The organism is Streptomyces sp. NPDC049687 (genome assembly GCF_044465285.1).
Lineage (GTDB): Bacteria > Actinomycetota > Actinomycetes > Streptomycetales > Streptomycetaceae > Streptomyces.
This window is the reverse complement of record NZ_JBITLN010000024.1, coordinates 1-18,444: the sequence shown is the minus strand read 5'-3', so window position 1 is coordinate 18,444 and position 18,444 is coordinate 1. Positions and strand designations below refer to the sequence as shown.

General features: G+C 71.8%; 13 protein-coding genes and 2 pseudogenes. 11 read left to right on the top strand and 4 right to left on the bottom strand.

Annotation, left to right across the window (positions count from 1 at the left end):
• The first annotated feature begins 17 nt into the window (after positions 1 to 17).
• From ACIBVL_RS40915 to ACIBVL_RS40895, 5 genes and pseudogenes are all read left to right on the top strand, one after another.
• On the top strand, positions 18 to 503 hold the full coding sequence (locus ACIBVL_RS40915) for a MarR family winged helix-turn-helix transcriptional regulator (RefSeq protein WP_399105944.1): 486 nt from the start codon (positions 18 to 20) through the stop codon (positions 501 to 503).
• A 126-nt stretch (positions 504 to 629) separates the two neighbouring features.
• On the top strand, positions 630 to 2,180 hold the full coding sequence (locus ACIBVL_RS40910; protein ID WP_399105942.1) for a hypothetical protein: 1,551 nt from the start codon (positions 630 to 632) through the stop codon (positions 2,178 to 2,180).
• Between the two features lie 108 nt (positions 2,181 to 2,288).
• Positions 2,289 to 2,864: a hypothetical protein gene (locus tag ACIBVL_RS40905; protein ID WP_399105940.1), complete on the top strand. Its 576-nt coding sequence runs from the start codon at positions 2,289 to 2,291 to the stop codon at positions 2,862 to 2,864.
• A gap of 117 nt (positions 2,865 to 2,981) precedes the next feature.
• Positions 2,982 to 3,983: pseudogene (locus tag ACIBVL_RS40900) on the top strand (LacI family DNA-binding transcriptional regulator); the annotation flags it as partial.
• Positions 3,978 to 6,440: a cellulosome protein gene (locus ACIBVL_RS40895; RefSeq protein ID WP_399106044.1), complete on the top strand. Its 2,463-nt coding sequence runs from the start codon at positions 3,978 to 3,980 to the stop codon at positions 6,438 to 6,440. The pseudogene ACIBVL_RS40900 and the gene ACIBVL_RS40895, both read left to right, overlap by 6 nt.
• Before the next feature lie 8 nt (positions 6,441 to 6,448).
• Here the strand turns inward: ACIBVL_RS40895 and ACIBVL_RS40890 are convergent, their stop codons facing one another.
• Together ACIBVL_RS40890 and ACIBVL_RS40885 are read right to left on the bottom strand one after the other, a co-directional pair.
• Positions 6,449 to 7,492, bottom strand: a complete 1,044-nt coding sequence (locus ACIBVL_RS40890) for a threonine aldolase family protein (RefSeq protein ID WP_399105939.1) — start codon at positions 7,490 to 7,492, stop codon at positions 6,449 to 6,451.
• 10 nt (positions 7,493 to 7,502) lie between these two features.
• A complete protein-coding gene (locus ACIBVL_RS40885; RefSeq protein WP_399105937.1) occupies positions 7,503 to 8,156 on the bottom strand; it encodes a TetR/AcrR family transcriptional regulator in 654 nt (217 codons plus the stop codon).
• Positions 8,157 to 8,317: 161 nt separating this feature from the next.
• On the opposite strand from ACIBVL_RS40885, the gene dacB reads away from it, so the two are divergent.
• From dacB to ACIBVL_RS40870, 3 genes and pseudogenes are all read left to right on the top strand, one after another.
• On the top strand, positions 8,318 to 9,682 hold the full coding sequence (dacB, locus tag ACIBVL_RS40880) for a D-alanyl-D-alanine carboxypeptidase/D-alanyl-D-alanine-endopeptidase (RefSeq protein WP_399105935.1): 1,365 nt from the start codon (positions 8,318 to 8,320) through the stop codon (positions 9,680 to 9,682).
• A gap of 117 nt (positions 9,683 to 9,799) precedes the next feature.
• Positions 9,800 to 10,327: pseudogene (locus ACIBVL_RS40875) on the top strand (FadR/GntR family transcriptional regulator).
• A 78-nt stretch (positions 10,328 to 10,405) separates the two neighbouring features.
• Positions 10,406 to 11,833 carry a PP2C family protein-serine/threonine phosphatase gene (locus tag ACIBVL_RS40870; RefSeq protein ID WP_399105933.1) on the top strand — a complete coding sequence of 476 codons (1,428 nt, stop codon included), beginning with the start codon at positions 10,406 to 10,408 and terminating at the stop codon, positions 11,831 to 11,833.
• A gap of 229 nt (positions 11,834 to 12,062) precedes the next feature.
• On the opposite strand, the gene ACIBVL_RS40865 is transcribed toward ACIBVL_RS40870, so the two are convergent.
• Positions 12,063 to 12,962 carry a peptidoglycan-binding protein gene (locus ACIBVL_RS40865; RefSeq protein WP_399105931.1) on the bottom strand — a complete coding sequence of 300 codons (900 nt, stop codon included), beginning with the start codon at positions 12,960 to 12,962 and terminating at the stop codon, positions 12,063 to 12,065.
• Between the two features lie 238 nt (positions 12,963 to 13,200).
• On the opposite strand from ACIBVL_RS40865, the gene ACIBVL_RS40860 reads away from it, so the two are divergent.
• Positions 13,201 to 14,052 (top strand): MIP/aquaporin family protein, encoded by an 852-nt coding sequence (locus tag ACIBVL_RS40860; protein WP_399105929.1) that lies wholly within the window; start codon positions 13,201 to 13,203, stop codon positions 14,050 to 14,052.
• A gap of 51 nt (positions 14,053 to 14,103) precedes the next feature.
• Positions 14,104 to 15,621 (top strand): glycerol kinase GlpK, encoded by a 1,518-nt coding sequence (gene glpK / locus ACIBVL_RS40855; RefSeq protein WP_399105927.1) that lies wholly within the window; start codon positions 14,104 to 14,106, stop codon positions 15,619 to 15,621.
• Positions 15,622 to 15,689: 68 nt separating this feature from the next.
• On the opposite strand, the gene ACIBVL_RS40850 is transcribed toward glpK, so the two are convergent.
• Positions 15,690 to 17,225, bottom strand: a complete 1,536-nt coding sequence (locus tag ACIBVL_RS40850) for a multicopper oxidase family protein (protein ID WP_399105925.1) — start codon at positions 17,223 to 17,225, stop codon at positions 15,690 to 15,692.
• 335 nt (positions 17,226 to 17,560) lie between these two features.
• Between ACIBVL_RS40850 and ACIBVL_RS40845 the strand changes: the two genes are divergently transcribed.
• Positions 17,561 to 18,328: a polysaccharide deacetylase family protein gene (locus ACIBVL_RS40845; protein ID WP_399105923.1), complete on the top strand. Its 768-nt coding sequence runs from the start codon at positions 17,561 to 17,563 to the stop codon at positions 18,326 to 18,328.
• Positions 18,329 to 18,444: the final 116 nt, after the last annotated feature.

Genomic DNA, 18,444 nt, shown 5'->3' with positions numbered 1-18,444 from the left:
TAGGGTGGTGGCCACCGATGACCAGCACAGACACCGGGAGCCGCGCCGTGGAGCAAGCCGCCGCCGCACCGACCGACGGATCCCTGCTCCTGGACGACCAGCTCTGCTTCGCCCTGTACGCCGCCTCCCGCGCGGTCACCGCCCGCTACCGGCCCCTGCTGGACGAGCTGGGCCTGACCTACCCGCAGTACCTGGTCATGCTGGTGCTGTGGGAGCGGGACTCCCTCTCCGTCCGCGAGCTGGGCGCCGCGCTCCAGCTGGAGTCCAGCACCCTCTCGCCGCTCCTGAAGCGCCTGGAGGCGAGCGGCCTCCTGCGCCGCGAACGTCGCCCCGACGACGAGCGCTCGGTAGCCCTGCGCCTCACCGACGCCGGCGCGCGCCTCCGCGACCGGGCGGCCACCGTCCCCCTCGCCATCGGTGACGCCATGGGCCTCACGCCGGAACAGGACACCGTCGCCAAGCGGCTCCTCCGCCTCCTGACGGCGAACGTCACGGACGGCTGAGTCGACCTGCCCCGATTCGCCTGTGCCTCGCCACATGAGACGGCTATTGGCCTGTCGGTACGTGTTCTTCGACCGATAGACTGACAAATCAGAGATGCGTGGGTGCAGTTGACGGGGGAGGCCGCCATGTCCGGGGACCAGTACGGCAGATACGACTACACGTTCGCCGTCCCACCGATGCCGGCGGCACCGCCGCCCGCTCCGGCGGACGGGGTGCGTGCCGTCGCGGTGGCGGTGCTCAACCTCAGCGGTCTCGGCCTCGGTTACGCCCTGACACGCCGCTGGCTCCTGACGCTGCTCTGCCTGGTCGCGACCGCCGTTCTGCTGTTCGTGGCACTGCCGGCCGACCCGGACGGCGTCCCGGTGGCCGCACTGGTGGTGTACGGCCTGTTCCTCGCCGCGGTGGCGGCGCACGGCGCGTCGGTGGGTCTGCGCACCCGCCTGTCCTGGCCCCCGTCCGCGCCGCTCGCGCTGGTGGTGGGACTGGTCCTGCTCGTCGCCCCGGCCGGGGGCGTGGTGCTCTACGACAACGCGCGGGACGAGGCGACGCAGCAGATGCTCCTCGACCGGCTCGACAAGGCCGACCGCCTGGTGGAGGCGGCCGGCGACAAGTCGTTCGCCGCGGTCGAGTCCGACTACCGCGCCGCGCAGGAGATCTACGAGAGCCTGAGCGCCGACCACCCGGACTCTCGGGCGGCCGCGAAGGTGCCGGCCCGGATGAAGACGTTCTACACGACCGCCGCCGCCTCCTACGACAAGCGCGACTACTGCGCGGCGGTCGCGCCGCTCACCTACCTGCGCACGGTCCCCAAGAAGATGCCCGAGACCGATCTGAGCGACCTGAAGGACTGGCCCGACGACCGCCTGGCCACCTCGCTCTACGAGTGCGCCTCGGACGGCCTCACCAGCGGACAGTCCACCTGGGCCGCGCAGTTCGGCGAGCTGCTCACCTCCTTCCCCGACTCCGAGCAGGCCGCGAAGGTCGAGCCCGCCGTGAGCTCGGCCGTCACCGCGACGGCGAAGGGGCTGAGCGGCAGCGACCCGTGCGCGGCCGTCGATCAGCTGAAGAGCCTCAGCAGCCAGATCCAGACCATCCAGGCGGAGGGCACGACCGTCGCCGCACTCGCCAAGGACGCCGACCAGGCCTCCAGCCGGGCCGACGCGGGCACGTACTCCTGCGGTGTGGACCAGTACAGGGACGGCGACTTCGACGCCGCGCAGACGACCATGGAGGAGTACGCCTCGGCCCACAAGTCCGCCAAGAACGCGGGCCTCGCGAAGAAGATCGCTATCGCGGCGGAGATCGCCCAGACGGTCCCGGCCGCCGGCAAGAAGCTGCCCACGAACCGCACCGGCGGCAGCATCTCGGTCACGGTCCAGAACGACAGCCCCGACGACATCACCGTCATGTACACCGGCCCGGTGACCGGCAGTTTCACCCTCAAGGGCTGCGGCAGCTGCAAGGCGTACTCCCTCAGCAGCACGATCTTGCGCGGCTTCAAGCCGTGCAACGCCAACAAGAACTACCCGGAGCGCACGATCAGCCTGCCGACGGGGACCACGTACTTCCTGCACAAGCCGAAGAGCGACAGCTCCACCCCGGCCTCCGACACTGCCAAGCTGGAGTCGGGCTACATCTACACGGAGTGCGCCTACACCACCGAGAGCCTGTCCTGAAGCCGCCCGGTAGCCGATTTCCCCACTTTCCGGCGAAAGGAGCGCAACCTTCGCGCCGACCGGGCTGTCTCCCCTGATACCAGACACTCACAACCTTGGGGGAACAAGATGGCACGAAGCAGGACCGTCTGGGTGACCGCAGCTCTCCTGACCGCCACGCTGGGCGCGGCCGCGGTTCCGGCCGTGGCCGCCCCGGCCGCGGCCCCGCGGGCGGCCGCCGCCTGCCCCACCGGCTGGGGCAGCCTCGACAAGACGAACCTCGCCGGCACGTCCGGGGAGTTCGTCACCAACGCCAGGACCGGTCGGCACGACTGCTACGACCGGTTCGTCATCGACGTCCCGGGCGCGACCGCCGCCGAGCTCGGCTACTCCGTCGGATACGTCGACGAGTTCGTCCAGGACCCGTCCGGGCATCACATCCCGATCGGCGGCGGTGCCATCCTGGACATCCGGGTGTCCGCTCCCGGATACGACCTCGAGACCGGCACCGCCACCTACCCCGGCCGGCCCGGGCAGCCCCTGCCGGGCGTCGACCTCACCGGATACCGCACCTTCCGGGACACCCGGTACGGCGGCAGCTTCGAGGGCCAGTCGCAGTTCGGACTCGGGGTACGCGCCCGGCTGCCCTTCAGGGTGCTGCAACTGGACGGCCACCTCGTGGTGGACGTCGCGCACAGCTGGTGAGTCACCCGCCCACGCTCCGATGCGGCCCGACCAGCAGCACCGGGAGCGTGGGCTCCTACCTCCACAGGCCGGTCCCCCGCCTTGACGGCACCTCATGTGACCGGTGACAATCACGAAATGTATGTGACCGGTCACAACCCCCGCCCGGCGAGCATCCGCGATGTCGCCACCGCCGCGGGAGTCTCCTACCAGACCGTCTCGCGGGTGATCAACGGTCATCCCAGCGTCAGGCCGGCCACCCGGGAGCGGGTGCTCGCCGCCATCGACGAGCTGGGCTTCCGGCGCAACGCCACCGCGCTCGCCCTGGCCAGCGGGCGCCGCAGGGCCGTGACCGTGCTCACCGCCGACACCACCCAGTACGGGTACGCGTCCGTCCTGGGTGGCATCGAGGAGGCCGCCCGCGCCGCCTCCTACTCGGTAGGGATCGGCGTCCTGGAGTCGGCGGAGGAGGCGGCCGTCGCCGCCGAGGTTCGGCGGGCGGCCGACTCGGGCGGCGGACTGATCGTGATCGCCTACGACCCGGCCGGCGTACGGGCGTTGGATTCCGTACCGCCCGGACTGCCGGTCGTCGGAATCGTCGAGACCCCCGCGAGCCCACCCGAGGACGAGCGCCCCTGGGTGTGGACCGACGACCGCCGGGCCGCCTACGAGGCGACCCGGCATCTGCTCGCCCTCGGCCACGAGACCGTGCACTACGTCACGATCCCCTCCGGCACCCGCCGCACCGGCGCCCGCACCATGGGCTGGCGGCAGGCGCTCAGGGAGGCGGGAGCCCCGGAACCCCGTCCGGTGCGGGGGAGTTGGGGACCGGCGGGTGGTCATGCGGCGGGCCTGCGGCTGGCGCGGGACCCGGCCGTCACCGCGGTCCTGTGCGGCAACGACGACCTCGCGCTCGGGGTGCTGCGCGCCCTGCACGAGTGCGGCCGGTCCGTCCCCGGCGAGATCAGCGTGGCCGGCTTCGACGACGCCCCGCACGCCGCCTATCTGACCCCGTCACTGACCACCGTACGTCTGGACTTCACGGGTCTCGGCCGCTCGGCGTTCGCCCTGCTGCACTCGGCGCTGGAGGAGTCCGCGCGGATCGTCGCGCACCCCGTCTCCGTACCGGAACTGGTGGTGCGGGAGAGTTCGGGGCCCCCGCCCGCGCCCGCCGCCCCCCAGCGTCTCACCGTCGACCTCGCCGTCACCGAGGGCCCGGTGCTGCACGGCGCCAACGGCGCGCTGTACGGACTCAGCGACGACGGGGTCCCCGGCGACGCCGTGCTCGCGCCCCTGAAGATCACCGGCATCTCCCAGAAGCCGGAGGGTGGGGCCCAGCACCCCAACGGGGACGCGTTCACCGTCGCGCGGTCGTTCTTCCGCACCGGCGCCGGCGAGATCAACGTGCTGCTGCAGGACTCCTACGCCGAGTGGCCGTACGAGGACCTGGGTATCGACGACTACCTGGCCAGGGTCGACCGGATCGTCTCGGAGATCGCGGCCCGTCCGGACAGCGACCGCTTCGTCTGCGTCCCCTTCAACGAGCCCGACCAGATCTGGTACCACCTCGATGTCGCCGACCAGGCGGAGTACGAGGCCAACCGGGACCGGTTCTTCCGGGACTGGAAGACGGTGTACGAACGCATCCGCGCCATCGACCCGTCGGCGAGGATCGCCGGACCCAACGAAGCCGCCTACCACAGCCGTCTGCTGACCGACTTCCTCGCTTTCGCGCAACGCGAGAACGTCCTCCCCCAGGTGCTGACCTGGCACGAGCTGGACTCCGCCTCGCTGCGGGACTTCCAGGCCCACTACGACGAGTACCGCGCCATCGAGCGGAAGTCGGGCATCGCGCCGCTGACCGTCAGCGTCGACGAGTACGGCAACCGCCGCGACCTCTCCGTGCCCGGCCAACTCGTGCAGTGGGTCTCGATGTTCGAGCGGAACAAGGTGTACGCCCATCAGGCCTACTGGGACGCCGCCGGCAACCTCAGCGGCAACGTGGTGCGCACGAACATCCCCAACGGCGGCTGGTGGTTCTTCCGTTGGTACGCGGGCCTGACCGGCGACACCGTCCAGGTCACCCCGCCGAAGCCGCACACCGTCGACACCCTCCAGGGCCTCGCCTCCCTCGACACCTCGCGCCGCCAGGCCCAGGTGCTGCTCGGCGGCTCCACCGGCGACGCCGACGTCGTCGTACGGAACGTCTCCCGGGCCGTCTTCGGCCGTACGGTCGTCGCAACCGTCGCCGAGGCCGCGTGGTCCGGATACGAGGGGCCGCACGCGGCGCCGCAGGTCCTCGCGCGCACGAAGGTGCGAGTGGCCGACGACGGCTCGGTGAGCGTCCCGCTGCGCGGGCTGCGCCGGATGTCCGCGTACCGGATCGTCCTCACCCCGGCCGGCGCCGGCACCCCGGCCCCCGTCCGCGTCCCGTGGTCGGCGTCGTACGAGGCCGAGGAGGCGGCCGTCACCGACGGCCGGATCCGCACCCACGGCACGGTGAGCGACGCGAACGGCTACGCGGCCTCCGGGACCCAGGACGTCGGCTCGCTCAACTCCCCTTCCAGCAGGGTGGACTTCACGGTGACCGTCCCGGCTGACGGCACCTACGACCTGGCGATCCTGTACGGCAACCAGTCCGGCGGCCCCGCCACCCAGCGGCTGTCGGTCGACGGCGGCACCCCGGTCACGGTCACCTATCCGTCCACCCAGAACTGGTCCCACGGCGGCAGGAAGGACGTCCGCGTCGATCTGCCGGCCGGTACGCACGTCCTCACCCTCGCCAAGGGCGACGCCGAGGTCACCCTCGACCGCATCGACCTGACCGCCCGCACCGGCGACCCGTCCGCCTCGTACGAGGCGACCCTGGCGGACATCGGGGGGAGGCCGTCGTACGACTACTCCTCGTCGGCCGGGGCCGGCACGGGCGCGCTCGTGCTGGGCGGGGACGACCGGGCGGTCTTCGACGTGTACGCCCCTCGCGACGGCTACTTCACGGTCGTATCGAGGGCGTCGGCGGCCGTGGAGCTCGCCCTGCACGGCGAGACGGTGACAGCGGCGCCCGGCCGGCCCCTGCGGCTGTACCTCGCGGCGGGCAACAACCGCGTCACGGTCACGGCCGGACACGCCTCGCTGCGCTCCCTGGACGTCTCCGGCGACGGCTCGGCGACCGGCACGCTCTCCTACGAAGCCGCCTCCGCGATCCTCACGGGCGGGGCGCGGCTGGTCGACTCCGTCCACGCCTTTGGCGGCCGCCGTATCACGGGGCTCGGCAACGACCCGGCCAGTACGGCCCGGTTCACCGTGGACGCGCCCCGGTCCGGCCGCCATCTGCTGGTCGTCCACTACGCGCACGACGACCGGCGCGACAACGGCCACGCCTACAACACGGACATCGTGTCCCGTACGGCGGACATCACGGTGGGCGCCGGTGCCCCGCTCCGGGTGACCTTCAAGAACACCTGGAGCCCTGACGACTTCTGGACGCTCGCCGTCCCCGTCGACCTGGAGCGGGGCAGGAACACGGTGACCTTCGGGAACGCGGACGCCTGGGCACCGGACCTCGACCGGATCGAACTGGGCCGGATCGTCGGCTGATCCGCCGCTCAGCCGGCGTGCCGGCGGACGGCGTCCAGCAGATCGTCGACGTCCTGCTCCGTCGTCGCGAAGGAGGTGACGAAGCGGGCGACGCCCGGTTCCCAGCGGTCGTGATAGAAGGCGTAGCCGTCGGCCAGGAGCCGCTCGGTGACCTGCTGGGGCAGTCGGCAGAAGACGACGTTGGCGTCGGCGACGCCGAGCAGTCCGACGTCGGGCAGAGCCTTGAGCCCGTCCTGGAGGCGGGCCGCCATGGCGTTGGCGTGCGCCGCGTTGCGCAGCCACAGACCGTCGGTCAGATAGGCGCCCAACTGGGCCGCGTGGAAGCGCATCTTGGCGGCCAGCTGGCCGGCACGCTTGGCACGGAAGGTGAGTTCGGGGGTGAGGGAGCGATCGAAGACGACGATCGCGTCGGCCGTCATCGTCCCGTTCTTGGTCGCCCCGAAGGACAGCAGGTCGACGCCCGCACGCCAGGTCAGCTCGGCGGGGGTACGGCCGAGCGCGGCGACGGCTCCGGCGAAACGGGCCCCGTCCATGTGCAGCCGCAGCCCGGCCTCCTTGGTGAGGGAACCCAGGGCCTGGATCTCGTCGAGGGTGTACACGGCGCCGGTCTCGGTCGCCTGGGTCACGCTCACCACCGAGGGCTCCACGCTGTGCACGTCGCCGGCCTTGTGCCGTACGGCCGCCCGCAGTTCGTCGGGGTCGATCTTCGCGTCGTCGCCGCCGAGCGGGACCAGTTTCGCGCCCGCCGTGTAGAACTCGGGTGCCCCGCACTCGTCGTTGTTGATGTGGCTGTCCCGGTGGCAGAGCACACTGCCCCAGGGCGGGGTGAGCGCGGCCAGGGAGAGGGCGTTGGCGGCGGACCCGGTGGAGACCGGCAGGATGTCGACGTCGTGCTCGAACATCTCGCACAGCCGCCGCCGGACGTCGGCGGTGACGTCGTCCGCGCCGTAGGGCTTGGCGGGGCCGGCGGCGGCCCGGGCCACGGCCTCGACGACCTCGGGGGAGGCGCCGGCGGTGTTGTCGCTGGTGAAGACGCGGGCGGGCGGGGTCATGGTGGGCTCCTCAGGGGGCGTCGGACGTGGTCGGGTCGGCGGCCTGGATGAGCTGGCGCAGGGCACCGTAGTAGACGTCGTGACGGGTCACCGTCGGCACGATCGCGGTGAGATGGCCCGTCAGCGCCGGGAACTCCTCCGGGTCGAGCGCGGCGAGTGCCGTGCGGGTGAGCGCCTGCGCGGACCTGGGGTCGCGGTGGTCGACGAAGCTCGCGCTGCCGAGGGTCAGCAGGTACATCCGGCGGTAGGCGGCGATCGCCTCCTCGGCCGTCATCCCGGCCGCCAGGCTGTCGGCCAGCTGCGGCTCCACCAGCCGGGCCAGCAGGTTCACGCCGAGCCAGGGGCGGGCTCCGCGCAGTACGAGCAGGCCCGGGTGCTCCACCAGCAGGCGGTACAGCGCGGTGAACCGGGCCTCGGTGGCCGTCGCCCAGTCGGTGCCCGGCGCGGGTTCGGGCAGCCGGGCGGCCAGGTGGTCGAGGCACAGGTCGAGCAGCCCGGCCAGGTCGGTGCAGCGCCGCTGGAGGGAGGCCAGGGAGATGCCGAGGCGTGCGGCCAGGGCCCGGAAGGTCAACGCCTCGGGGCCGCCCTCGTCCACCAGCAGGAGGGCGGCCTCGGCGATCCGGTCCGGTGTCGCACGGTCCAGGGAAGAGGTACGGCGGGGCATGCGGGTCAGCGTACGGTACGGCGTATCGATTGTGAAGTTCCGCCCCAGGACGTCGAGATGGCACTCGTCCGTGATGGGCGTCTCAGCCTCGGAGCGTTCAATTCCGGTAAGGTGCACCGGAGTTCACGGCCACAGGGCCCCCACAGAAAGCCTGGACCCCCATGAGTGACATGATCCCGGAGACCTCCGCTGCCCTTTTCGTGCCCGGCGGGCGACGCCGGCACCGCAAGCCCCGGCAGGGTGGCCCCGGGTTGCGGCGGGCTCTGGTGCTCGCCATGGCCGTGCCCGTCGCCTCGGTGGCGCTGTCGGCCCCCTCGGCCTTCGCCGTCGACAAGGGCATCGGCACGACGGCCAAGGACACCGCCGATCTCGACCCGGACGACCAGCAGATGGTCACCAACCTCGAGGCCCGCGTGGTCGACCAGCGCCTCGGGTCCAATGTCAGCGGTGTGGTCCTGGACGCCGAGTCGGACGACACTCTGTGGGACCACAACGGCGCCACCGCGCTGATGCCGGCGTCCAACGTCAAGCTCGCCACGGCGACCGCCGCCCTCACCGTCCTCGGACCGGAGCACCGGTTCACCACGAAGGTCGTGTACGGCGACGGCACCCTGACCCTCATCGGCGGCGGCGACCGGACCCTGACCAGCGCCGATCTCGCGGAGCTGGCGAAGACGGCGGTCGACGGCCTCAAGGCGGCGGGGCTGACCACCGTGAAGGTCGCCGTGGACGACAGCCTCTTCCCCGAACCGACCCTGGCCAACGGGTGGAACACCGGCTACTACCCCGACTCCGTCGCCCCGGTGCGCGCACTGGTCGTCGACGGGCAGGGCGTGGACGACACCTCGCTCGACGCCGGGCAGGCCTTCGCCCAGCAGCTCGCCGCGAACGGCGTCACCGTCGACGGAGACGTCACCCGCGCCACGGCGAGCGAGCACGACGTGCCGGTCGCCCGGCACAAGTCGGCCCCCCTGTCGGACATCGTCCACACGATGCTCAAGACCAGCGACAACAACATGGCCGAGACGCTGCTGCGGATGACCGCGCTCGGCGCGGGCCGCCCGGCCACCTTCGAGGGCGGCACGGAGGTCGTACGCCAGGTGCTGAGCCTGCGCTACGACGTCGATCTCACCAACTTCGAGATGTACGACGGCAGTGGCCTGTCCCGCGCCGACCGCATCCCGGCGGCCACCCTCGCCGAGATCCTCGAACTGCTGACGCAGCCCCGTTACGAGCGCACGCTCGGCTCCATCCTCGACGGTCTGCCCGTCTCCGGTGAGGCCGGCAGCACCCTCGGCCCGGAGTGGGGCCGCTTCGACGACGTGAACTCCAAGTGCGCCGTCGGCAAGGTCCACGCCAAGACCGGCACCCTCACCGGCGCCATCGCGCTGAGCGGCCTCACGCAGGGCAAGGACGGCAAGTGGAAGGTGTTCTCCTTCATCGAGAACGGCTCCACCGCCGGCCCGAACGACATCAAGGACGCCATGGACGGCCTCGCCGCGACCGTCAACGGCTGCTGGGCCTGACCCACGGCGGGCACGGCAGCGCCCACGGTGCGCCCACCCTCCCCTGGTCATCAACGTCACCCGCATGCTCATCAGGGAGGATGCGGGTGCCGACGATCGGACCCGGAGGGGGTTGCGGTGTCCCTGACGGACAGGGCCGCCGAGCATATCCGTGAGCTGATCCGCACCGGCGCGCTGCCTCCGGGGCCAAGCCGCCGCCGGAGCAGGATCTGGCGGCCCGGCCGGGCCTGTCCCGCTCGAACCGGTCGCCACCACACTGACCGCCACCCGGTTCACCGACGACCAGCCGGCCGTGGTCGCGCGGCATCTCGACGCCATGCGCGAGGCCCGCGACGACGTCGAACAGCTCAACGCCCACGACGCCGCCTTCGACCGCGCCGTCGTCACCGCCACCGGCGTCGCACCCTCCTCATCCTGCTGGAAGGCGTCTCCGGCCGCACTTTGCGGGCACGCATCCGGCGCGGCCTGGTCGACGCGCAGGCCGCCGGCCGCACCCTCGCCGAACACGAGGCCATCTTCGACGCACTGTCCACCCGGGACGCCGCCCTCGGCCAGGCCGCCGCACTGCTGCACGTCGGCAACACCGAGCACTGGCTGAGTGAACATCTGCGCACCACGCACCCGGCCACGGCACGGACCTGGTGACGTTCGCCGCACTCCGGAACCACAACTTCCGTTCATACCTCTGCACTTGACGCTTCATCATATAGTTGCCGACTACGCGTGGTGATCCGTTGTCCCCGCCGCGCGGCCGTACCCACCGGAAAGGCAACGACCCTGCGGAACGACCCGCGCAGCCGCAGCGCCGACGCACCCGACCCCTTGTCCTCGCCGCGCCGGTCGGCGTTCTCCCCTGCCGCCGACGTCATCGGCTCGGAACTCGATCTGCGGCTGACGGGCAGCCATGTCGTGCACGCGCTGGCGCCCGGTTTCTGCGAGGCCGCGTCGGTGTACCTGCTGGAACGCTGGCGTCGCGAGGAGGACGCCCCGCGCCCCTCCGCGGATCCGCCCCGCGTCGAGGCGCGCCGGCTGGCGCTGCGCGTGGAGCCGGACGTGGCCGAGGACTGGGAGGGCACGCTGCCGGTCGGCGAGATGATCTCCTTCCCCCGCGAGACGCCGTACGCCCGTGCCCTCGCGGCGGGGCACACGCAGGTGCTGGACGCGGTGGACCCGCACACGTTCGAGCGGCTCGTCGCCTCCGGGGGCGGGGAGACGCGCATCGGGGACATCCGGCGTGTCGCCTCCTTCCTCGTCGTCCCGCTGCGCCTGCGGGGCGTCCCGATCGGCATCGTCACCTGCACGCGCGCGGCGGGCCGGGAGCCGTTCCGGCCCGCGGACGTGGCGGCCGTGGAGGCGCTGGCCGCCCGGGCCGTCGTCGCCCTGGACAACGCGCGCCGCTACGAGCGCGAGCGCCGCACCGCGCTGGCCATCCGGGACAGTCTGCCGCCGGGCCCCGCGCAGAAGTTCGAGGGCTGCCGCATCGCGCACGGCTGTCTGCCCGCGGGCAAGGGCAGTGTCGTCGGCGGCGACTGGTACGACGTGCTGAGACGGCCGGGCGACCGGGTCAGCCTGATCGTCGGGGACGCCATGGGGCACGGTCCGGAGTCCGCGGTCGCGATGATCCAGCTGCGCACCGCCGTCCGTACGCTGGCGGGCCTCGACATTCCCGCGGCCGAGCTCATACGGCGGCTCGACGCGCTGGCCAGCGACACCCCCGGCGCCTCGTTCGCGACCTGCGTGTACGCCGAGTGGGACGCGCGGGAGCGCACCTGCACCCTGGTGGGCGCCGGCCACCCTCCCCCGCTGCTGCGCGGCCCGGACGGCCGGACCGAGCCGGTCGTCCTGGCCGGGGCGGGTCTGCCGCTCGGCCTGGGCACCGGCAGCTACGAGCCGACGGTGCTGTCCCTGTCCGAACCGGCGCTGCTCGCGCTCTACAGCGACGGTCTGGTCGAGTCCCGCGACGCCGACATAGACCAGGAGATCACCCGGCTCGCCCGTTCCCTGGACGAGGCCGCGGCCGAGCCCCATGACGCGGACGACCCGGGCGCGCTGCCCGCGCTCTGCGAACGGCTGCTGCGGACACCGTCCGGGGCGGCCGGCGCCGACGACCGCACACTGCTGCTGGCCGAACTGACGCCCTCCCCCCGCTGACCGGGCGGCACGAACCACCGCCGACAGCGCACCGGACGTGTTCCCGACTGTCGTCGAGCATGCCTTGGGGCGATGGCTTCTGGTCGATCCCGTGAGGCCCCTGCATGCCATGAGCACGCCATAAACGCGCCGTGGAAGTCGCGCGGAAGGGAGTTCCGCGTCCGGGCCGGCGACCCCGTACCGCCTCGCACTCCTGCGGCGCGGAATCCGCCGGCGGCCCGCGCCGGGCTCACGGCTCCGAGGTCTCGGATTCGAGCGACTTCCGGGTCGCCCGCCCGTAGACGCCCGACTCGTCCGCGAAGACGAGCCGGGCCAACTGGTAGCCGCGCACGGCGTTCTGGACCTCGCTGTCGAAGTCGCCGTCCGCCTCACCGTCGTAGAAACCGGCTTGTTTCAGGCGGAGTTGGAGTTCGGTGACCTCCGGTCCCGTGTCGCCGAGGCGCAGGACGGGGGCCTGTCCGCCGGAGGGGCTGGGCGCGGGGGCGGCCGTGGCGGTGGCACCGGTGCCGGTCGGCGACGCGGTCGGGCCGGGGGAGCCGGTCGGGGTGGCCCGGCTCTCCGACGGGGTCGCGCTCGGCGACGCCGTCGGGCTCGCGGACCGCTGGGTGGGGGACGCCGACCGGGACGGGGCCGGGGAGGAGGTGCCGGTCCCGGCGGCACCGGCCGGGACGTCGGCCCGCATGTCGTCGGGGCCGGCGCCGGTCCGGGAGGGGCTGTCGTACGTGAAGAGCACGGCGATCAGGCCGCCCGTCACCAGGACGGCCGCCCCGGCCGCGACGCCGGCGGTCAGCACGACCCGTCGCGGTCGCCGTCGGCCGCCCGGGACGGCGTCCGCCGGGAGCGGTTCCCGGGGCGGGGAGGGGAGATCCTCGTCGGCAGGCCGGGGTACGTCGTCCCACTCCGGTAAGGAACGGGGCCCGGGTGGGCCCGCGGAGCCCTCCGGGGCGTCGCCCACCTCGACGAACGGCCGGATGCGCAGCGGATCGAAGTCCTCAGCGGCCGCCGCCTCCGCCGCACGGGTCTCGAGATGGGCGTCGGCCGCGCGGCGGCCGCAGGAGCAGGCCGGCCCGCCGTCGGCGGCCCTGGGGGTACCGCATTCCGGGCAGACGAGTCCGGTCGGTTCACTCACACGCGTTCCTCTCCCTGTGAACCCTCTCCCCCGGTGAACTGCAGGATTCAATCAAATCTTCTGCACAGGATCCCCAGGAGGCCCCCGAATCCGGAATCACGACGTCCGAAGCGGCGAAAACCAGTCACCGCAGGTAAATATCCTGTTAGTGCGATATGTCCTTGATCGACCTATTCTGATGCCATGAGGACTCGGGCAATCCAACGGCCGGTCCTGAGCCGGCCGGAATCGAGATGCCATGGCTGAGCGTCTGAAAAGACTCGGATTGATCGGCGAGCTGTCCGCCGAATTCGCCGGGACCATGATTCTCATCCTCTTCGGCTGCGGTGTGGTCGCCCAGGTCGTCGCCGGAGGAGGACTCACGACCCCGCCCGGCGGCCTCGGGAACCACGACAGCATCTCCTGGGCATGGGGCATCGGCGTCACGATGGGTGTGTACGTCGCGGCCCGGCTGAGCGGCGCCCATCTCAACCCCGCCGTGACCGTGGCCCTGGCCGCGTTCAAGGGGTTCCCATGGAGCAAGGTGGCGCCCTACGCGCTGGCGCAGACGGCCGGCGCGTTCGTCGCGGCCCTCATCGTCCGGTGGAACTACACCGAGGCGCTGGGCACCTACGACCCCGGCCACACCATCAAATCGCAGGGCGTGTTCTCGACGCTCCCCGCCAACGGCAACCCGAAGCTGCCGGTGCACGAGTGGGGAGCCTTCCGCGACCAGGTCATCGGCACGGCCATCCTGCTGCTGCTGATCCTGGCCATCACGGACCTGCTCAACACTCCACCGGGAGCCAACCTGGCCCCGTGGATCATCGGTCTGGTCGTCGTGGGAATCGGCATGGCCTGGGGCACCGACGCGGGGTACGCGATCAACCCGGCACGTGACTTCGGTCCCCGGCTGGCCAGCTTCATCACGGGGTACGGCACAGCCTGGAGAGATCAGTACGACAACTTGTACTTCTGGGTGCCGATCGTCGGTCCCCTGGTCGGCGGTCTGCTCGGCGCCTTCCTGTACAAGTTCCTCGTCGGACGGTTCCTCCCCACGGCAGAGCCGGAGCCTCCCGGTCGTGTCCCGGCCCCCGAGGGCAACGACTGACACCCGGGGCCTGGCACCCGGGCCCGACACCCACACAAGAGGCGGCACCCTATGGCGGACTTCGTGGGCGCGGTGGACCAAGGCACCACCAGTACCCGTTTCATGATCTTCGACCACTCCGGCAACGAGGTGGCGAGGCACCAGCTGGAGCACGCCCAGATCCTTCCCAGCTCGGGCTGGGTCGAGCACGACCCGGTGGAGATCTGGGAGCGCACCAACTCGGTGATCCAGAACACGCTGCGGCACGGGAACCTCTCTCCCGAGGACCTGGCGGCGATCGGTATCACCAACCAGCGGGAGACCACCGTGGTCTGGGACCCCCGCAACGGACGGCCGTACTACAACGCCATCGTCTGGCAGGACACCCGCACCGACTCCATCGCCGCGGCCCTGGAGCGCGAGGGCAAGGGTGACGTCATCCGCCGCAAGGCGGGGCTGCCCCCGGCGACCTACTTCTCCGGCGGCAAGATCCAGTGGATCCTGGAGAACGTCGACGGCGTCCGCGAGGCGGCGGAGCAGGGCCACGCCCTGTTCGGCAACACCGACGCCTGGGTCCTGTGGAACCTGACCGGAGGTCCCGACGGCGGTATCCACGCCACCGACGTGACCAACGCCAGCCGCACCATGCTGATGGACCTGGAAACCCTCGACTGGGACGACGAGTTGCTGGGTTTCTTCAACATCCCCCGGGCGATGCTGCCCAAGATCAACCCCTCGGCGCACGCGGAGGCGTACGGCACGACCCGCACCTCCCGGCCCCTGCGTGCCGCCATCCCCATCGCCGGGATGCTCGGCGACCAGCAGGCGGCCACCGTGGGACAGGTCTGCTACGCGCCGGGCGAGGCGAAGAACACCTACGGCACCGGCAACTTCCTGGTGCTCAACACCGGGACGGAACTGGTCCGTTCCCAGCACGGGCTGCTCACCACGGTGGCTTACCAGTTCGGTGACAGCCCCGCGATCTACGCCCTGGAGGGCTCCATCGCGGTCACCGGATCCGCGGTGCAGTGGCTGCGCGACCAGATGAAGATCATCGGCAGCGCGGCGGAGAGCGAGACGCTGGCGCGTACCGTCGAGAACAACGGCGGCGTGTACTTCGTCCCCGCCTTCTCCGGCCTGTTCGCCCCGTACTGGCGATCCGACGCCCGCGGCGCGATCGTCGGCCTCACCCGGTACAACGACAACGGCCATCTGGCGCGGGCGGCACTGGAGGCGATCTGCTACCAGAGCCGGGACGTCGTGGAGGCCATGGAGCAGGACTCCGGTGTCCATCTCGACGTACTGAAGGTGGACGGCGGGATCACCGTCAACGACCTGTGCATGCAGATCCAGGCAGACGTGCTCGGCGTACCGGTCAGCCGTCCGGTCGTCGCGGAGACCACCGCACTCGGCGCCGCCTACGCGGCGGGGCTGGCCACCGGCTTCTGGCAGGACACGGACGAACTGCGCACCCACTGGCAGGAGTCGAAGCGCTGGGAGCCCCAGTGGTCCGACGAGCAGCGCGCGGAGGGCTACGAAGGCTGGAAGAGGGCGGTGGAACGCACCCTCGACTGGGTCACGGTCAAGTAGACCCGCAGTGGTCCGCGACTCCCCGCCGCCGTGGCCGGGAGTCGCGGACCGCTGGGCGCGGGTGGTCCTCAGCGCACGTAGTCGATGATCTGCATCATGCCCTCGTCCTCGTGCTGGGACTGGTGGCAGTGCACCATGGCGCGGCCGACGAAGTCCCTGGCGCACAGCCGGAAGGTGAGCGAGCCGTGCGGCGGGAGGCCGACGGTGTCGTGCCAGACGGGGGTGGCGAGCGGACGGTTGTTGATCGCGGTGACGAGGAAGTGGTTGGTGTGCAGGTGGAGGGGGTGGTGGGCGTGGCGTCGGGAGTCGTTGGTGACGGTCCATTCCTCGACCTGGCCGAGGCGGACGCGGTGGTTGACGAAGTCCGGCCGGAAGCGGCCCCAGACAGGATCCCTCCGCCCCGCCTCGGGATCGGCGTGCGGTGTCTCCCCCTCGCCCAGGATGCGGTAGGCGTGGGGGAAGTCCCCTGAGAAGACGTTCTCGTAGCTGCGGAAGGTGAGCGCGCGGGTGCGGGTGGGGTCGGGCAGGGTGGGCGGCCGGCCGGGCAGTCGGGTGGGGAGCGCCATCGAGCGGGGGGTCCCGGCGACCTTCAGGGTCATCAGGGGCCGGGACACTCCCCCGGCGGTCAGCTGGTAGACACCGGGCTCGCCGCCGCGGATCAGGAGGTCGGCCCGTCCGCCCACCGGCAGTTGCAGGGCGGTGACGGCGACGGGACGCATGTAGGTGATGCCGTCGGAGGCGATCTGGTGCATCCGCTGCCCGTCCAGGCGCAGGTAGAGCGTGGTGAGGGCGCCGGCGTTGACGAGCCGCCAGCGCTGGACCTCACCCGGCGCGATGGTCAGGACGGGGTTGGTCGCGCCGTTGACCAGGAAGGTGGACGGGAGGCGGTCGTAGGTGGCGTCCGAGGTCAGGTCGGGTACCCGGCCGCCGGACAGTTTGAGTTCGTTGATGCAGACGACGACGTCCTCGGCCGCGGCGACCTCGGGTACGTCGTCGATGTCGCCCTCGACGACGATCACCCCCGCCAGGCCGTTCAGCAGGTGGGTCGCGGTGGCTCCGTGGTGGTGGGGGTGGTACCAGAAGGTGCCGGCCGGATGGTCCTTCGGTACGGCGACGGTGCTGCGGTGGGTCGTGGTCCCGCCGGGCCTGTCGGCGGGCTCGAAGGAGCGGAAGACGTTGTCCGCCTCGCCCGTGGGGTCGACGTGCATGCCGTGCAGGTGCAGGTTGACGGTGTTGAAGCCGTGCGGGACGTTGATGTCGGTGCCGTGGTGCGCCGGGCCGGTGTTCGGCGGCAGTGCGTTGACGTGGGTGATCCGCAGGGTGTCCCCGGGACGCACACGCAGGGTCGGGCCCGGCACGGACCCCTCGTACGTGCGGGTGCGGACGGTGCCGGCCCCGGGCAGTTCCTGTTCGGTGAACCGGACCGTCATCCGGGTCTCCAGCCGGCCGCTGCGCCGCACCGCCCTGCGCGTCGCGGGCTGCGGAAAGACCGGCTCGGCCGCCTTGCGCGTCGCCGCACGGGCGGCGGCCGCGCCCGCGGTCACGGCCGCCCCGGCCGCGGCCGGCAGGACCTTCAGAACACCACGACGCGGCAGAGATGCCATGAATCGCCTCCACGGGCAACGGATCGGCAGACCGACGGATGGACGCACCACACCCCAGCCTCACGGAGTGTGATGATAGTGTACGTTCCGTAGTCACACCGAGGGTGTGCGGCGCGGCCGGTCGGTCGGCGCCGCACCTGACGATCGGCCGCACCTGACGATCGCCCGCCCCCGACGATCGTCCGCGCCCCCCGAACCACCGCGCCCGCGGGGCATCCTGTCGCCGTATCACCCCGGATTCGTCCGTGATCCGTAACAGGCGGATCCCGTGACCGGCCTTCCCCGTCCTGACAGGTGCACGGAAGAGATCCGGAACGGCGGGGAGTGGGGCGGACATGGCGCGGCATGGCGGGCGGGGCTGGTACGGCCGGGTGATCGCGGCGGCGGTCGGGGTGACGGCGCTGGCCACCGGCGCCTCGGTGTGGACCGCGCAGGCCGGCGCCGCCGGCGGCGGCTCCCCGCGGACGGCTGTCTCGGCGCGCCCCAGCACCCCGGCGCCGGTGGCGGTGACCATCGCGCACGCCTCGGACCGGGGCGCCCGGGGCGTCAACATCACCATCGACGACGGCCCGGACCCCACCTGGACCCCCCTGATGCTCCAAGTGCTGCGGGAGTACGGTGTGCACGCCACGTTCTGCATGGTGGGGACGCAGGCGCAGGCCCACCCGGACCTCGTGCGGGAGGTGGTGGCGGCCGGGCACCGGCTGTGCGACCACAGCGTCTCGCACGACACCACGATGGACACCAAGTCCCAGGCCTACCAGTCGCAGCAGATCCTGGACGCCGAGCGCATGATCACCGAGGCGTCCGGGGGCGTCCGGCCGATGTACTACCGGGCCCCCGGCGGCGCCTTCACCCCCTACAGCCGCAAGCTCGCCGCCTCACGGGGCATGCGCCCGCTGGGCTGGAACGTGGACTCCAAGGACTTCGAACGTCCGGGCACCGACGCCATCGTCACCACCGTCGAGAACGAACTCCCCAACGGACCGACGCTCCTCTTCCACGACGCGGGCGGGGACCGCTCCCAGACCGTCGAGGCCCTGCGCCTGCTGCTGCCGTGGCTCAAGGAGCAGGGCTACTCCTTCGGTTTCCCGGTCCGCTGAGCCACGGCCCCCGCACCGCCACTAGGGCGTGTTTCGAAAGTCCCGTCTGGCCCGCGACGCCTGGCACGGCGCCTCGCCGCGTTGTCGGGATCGCCCGCGTACGCCCAGTACGCGGA